Source organism: Streptomyces sp. NPDC058955, from assembly GCF_042741435.1.
In the GTDB taxonomy this organism is placed as follows: domain Bacteria; phylum Actinomycetota; class Actinomycetes; order Streptomycetales; family Streptomycetaceae; genus Streptomyces.
In genome coordinates this window covers 1-3,327 of the sequence record NZ_JBHYKM010000075.1, presented here as the reverse complement: position 1 = coordinate 3,327, position 3,327 = coordinate 1, and the positions used below count along the sequence as shown (strand labels likewise).

The following is a 3,327-nucleotide window of genomic DNA, read 5'->3' as shown; positions in this document are numbered from 1 at the left end:
ACGTGCTCTCGTGGCTGCCCACCCCGCCCCAGTCGCCCCCCCGGGGGGCCCCCCCCCCCCCCCCCCCGGCCGTGGCACCGCAGCTCCCGCCGGGCACCGGCCCGCCGGGAGCTGCCCCGCATGACCGACCCGAACAGCGCCGAGGGGAACAGAGTCCAGATGACGGCCGAGCTGGTCCGGGGGCAGAACCACCCCCTGCCCGACACCCGACTCGAACTCCGGGTGTCCGCCGGACACCCGGTCGTCGCCGGGGCCACCCTCGGCGACGAGCGGGGCCACGTCGCCGGCGCCGAGTGGATCGCCCACCCCGGCGCCCCCGTACGGCCCGGGATCGAGGTGTCCGGGGAGGCCGCGGCCGAGCACCGCATCGCCGTGGACCTCGCCGCCGTCCCGGACTCCGTCCACCGCCTCTCCGTCCTCCTCGCCCTGCCCCGGGGCGCGGGCGGCCCGGCCCGCTTCGGCACCGCCGCCGCCCCCTTCGTGTCCGTCGCCGACCCGACGGGCGCCGCCGTCGTCACGTACACCATCACCGGCCTCGACCGGGAGTCCGCCGTCGTCGCGCTGGAGCTCTACCGCCGCCAGGGCGCCTGGAAGGTCCGCGCCGTCGGGCAGGGGTACGAGGGCGGGCTCGCCGACCTCCTCGCCGACCAGGGCGCCCCGGCCGCCGCCGAACTCGCCGCCGCCGTCCTGGACGCGGTCGCCCCCGCCGCGGCCCCGGTGCCGCCGCCCCTGGTCCCCGAGACCGCCGCCGCCCCGGCCGACGCCACCACCACCATCAGCTACACCCACCCCGGCCGCCGCCCCGCCCCCCGGCCCGCCGCCACCGGCCCCGGGCCCGGCCCGGCCGCCGACGCCGGAGCCGTACCGCCGCAGCCGCCCGCGCCGCCCGCCGAGTCCCGCCCCGCGCCCGTCGCCGGGGACGCCACCGGCTGGACCATGGACGAGCGGCTCTACAACCAGGTGTGGGGCATGTTCGAGGACCTGGCCCGGACCGTCGCCGCCTACCGCAGCGCCCGCGACTTCGCCGACCACCGCCTCGACCGCGCCATCGACCAGGTGCTCGCCGACCCGAGCGCCCGCGTCGGGGGCGCCGGCGACGCCGCCCGGGCCGAGGCCCGCGCCACCCACGAGGAGCTGATGGGCCGCGCCCAGGAGGTCCTCGACCGGGACCTCGCGCAGCTCGCCGCCGAGTCCGAGGTCGTCGAGCCCGCCCTGCCGATCGCCTACGCCCGCTGGGACAACCCCGTCTGGCACGCCTACCGGACCCCGGAGGAGCCGCCGATGGCGGTCCGCCTCGGCGACCTCCACCTCCCCGAGCGGACCGGCCTCAGGATCCCCTTCCTGGTCCGCCTCCCGCTGGAGCGCGGGATCTGGATCGACTCCGGGCCCGGCCGGACCTCGGCGGCCGGCCTGCTCGACGAGGCCGAGCTGCGCCGGCTCGCCCTCGACAGCGCCGTCGCGCACACCGCCCGGCTGCTCGCCGCGTACCCCGCCGGCGGCCTCACCGTCCATGTGCTCGATCCGGCCGGCAGCGGGGCCGCCGCCTTCGGGCCGCTGGTCGAGACCGGCGTCCTGGCCGCCCCGCCGGCCCGGGGCGCGGCCGGGGTCACCGCCGTCCTCGCCCAGCTCACCGAGCGGGTGGACCTGCTGCAGATGGCGGTACGCGGCGACGCCTCGGAGGACCTGCCGCCCGGCTTCGACGGATCCCGCCAGCTGCTCGTCGTCCACGACTTCCCGCACGGCTTCGACGACCGGGCCGTCACCCGGCTCCGCTACCTCGCCGACGAGGGCCCCTCCGTCGGCGTGCACCTGCTGATGGTCGCGGACCGGGCGGACGCCGCCGCGTACGGACCGGTGCTCGACCCGCTCTGGCGCTCGCTGCTCCGGCTCACCCCGGTGCCCGACGACCACCTCGCCGACCCCTGGGTCGGCCACGCCTGGACCTACGAGCCGCCGACGGTCCCGCCGGGCAGCGCGGTGCTCTGGCAGGTCCTCGGACAGGTCGCGGAGGGCCGTCGGCGACACCTCGGCTGACCTGCGCTTTTGGATCCTCTTTACCCTCTTCTTTACCTTCTCTTGGTTCTTCGGGTACTCTTTTTCGAGCGGAGGGGAGTACTCCCCATGTGCGGCGTACCCGTCAATACGGACGGATCAAGGACATCCGGTCCCGGGGCGCCGGCCCGGCGGTCGCGCGAGCGACCGCGGGTGGAAGAGACCTCCGGCAGCGACGACGCTGATCAGTAGCCGTACGAAGCCGGAGGCGCAGTGGACGTTTCGATGACCATCTGGGTGCTGACCATTCTCGGTCTGTGCGCCCTCATCGCGATCGACTTCTTCATCGGGCGCAAGCCCCATGACGTGTCGATCAAGGAAGCCGGAATCTGGACGGTCGCCTGGATCGCGCTCGCCGTCCTCTTCGGCGTCGGCGTCACGATCTGGGGCGGCGGCCAGGCGGGCGGCGAGTTCTTCGCCGGCTTCATCACGGAGAAGTCGCTCAGCGTCGACAACCTCTTCGTCTTCATCCTGATCATGGCGAAGTTCTCCGTGCCGAGCCACCTCCAGCAGCGGGTGCTGCTGGTCGGCGTGCTCATCGCCCTCGTCCTGCGGGCGATCTTCATCGCGGCCGGCGCCGCGATCATCGCGAGCTTCTCGTGGGTCTTCTACCTCTTCGGCGCCTTCCTCATCTACACCGCCTGGAAGCTCGTCAAGGAGGCCATGGCCGACGAGGACGAGGAGGACTGGGACGAGAACCGCCTCCTGAAGTCCATCGAGAAGAAGTTCGGCGTCGCGGACCGCTACCACGGCACCAAGCTCTTCATCGTGCAGTCCGGCAAGAAGGTCATGACGCCGCTCCTGGTCGTCATGCTCGCCATCGGCATGACCGACGTGCTGTTCGCGATGGACTCGATCCCCGCGATCTTCGGCCTGACCCAGGACCCGTACATCGTCTTCACCGCCAACGCCTTCGCGCTGATGGGCCTGCGCCAGCTGTACTTCCTCCTCGGCGGCCTGCTCAGGAAGCTGGTCCACCTCAGCTACGGCCTGTCGGTGATCCTCGGCTTCATCGGCGTGAAGCTGGTCCTGCACGCGATGCACGAGTCCGGCCTGCACGTGCCGGAGATCTCCATCCCGGTCTCCCTCGCCGTCATCTGCGGCGTGCTGGTCGTCACCACCGTCACCAGCCTGATCGCCTCCAGGAAGCAGTCCGAGAAGGCCGCCCTGGAGGCCGCCGGGAACGACGGCGAGGACAGCAGGGACAGCAAGGACAGCGTCGAGGCGTGACCCGCCCCCTCCACGCGTGACGGCGGCGGCCGGCCCGGGCATCCC

The 3,327-nt window shown here is 73.8% G+C and carries 2 protein-coding genes; both read left to right on the top strand.

Annotation, left to right across the window (positions count from 1 at the left end; genetic code table 11):
* The first annotated feature begins 159 nt into the window (after positions 1-159).
* On the top strand, positions 160-2,034 hold the full coding sequence (locus ACFW1I_RS25205) for a TerD family protein (RefSeq protein ID WP_384674000.1): 1,875 nt from the start codon (positions 160-162) through the stop codon (positions 2,032-2,034).
* 243 nt (positions 2,035-2,277) lie between these two features.
* The gene (locus ACFW1I_RS25200; protein WP_384673926.1) at positions 2,278-3,282 is read left to right on the top strand and encodes a TerC family protein; all 1,005 of its coding nucleotides are present in this window, start codon (positions 2,278-2,280) and stop codon (positions 3,280-3,282) included.
* Positions 3,283-3,327: the final 45 nt, after the last annotated feature.

What these genes read in the sequence shown, in the direction of transcription:
- ACFW1I_RS25200 (WP_384673926.1), top strand. Translation starts at nt 2,278, where the DNA reads ATGACCATCTGGGTGCTGACCATTCTCGGTCTGTGCGCCCTCATCGCG.
- ACFW1I_RS25205 (WP_384674000.1), top strand. Translation starts at nt 160, where the DNA reads ATGACGGCCGAGCTGGTCCGGGGGCAGAACCACCCCCTGCCCGACACC.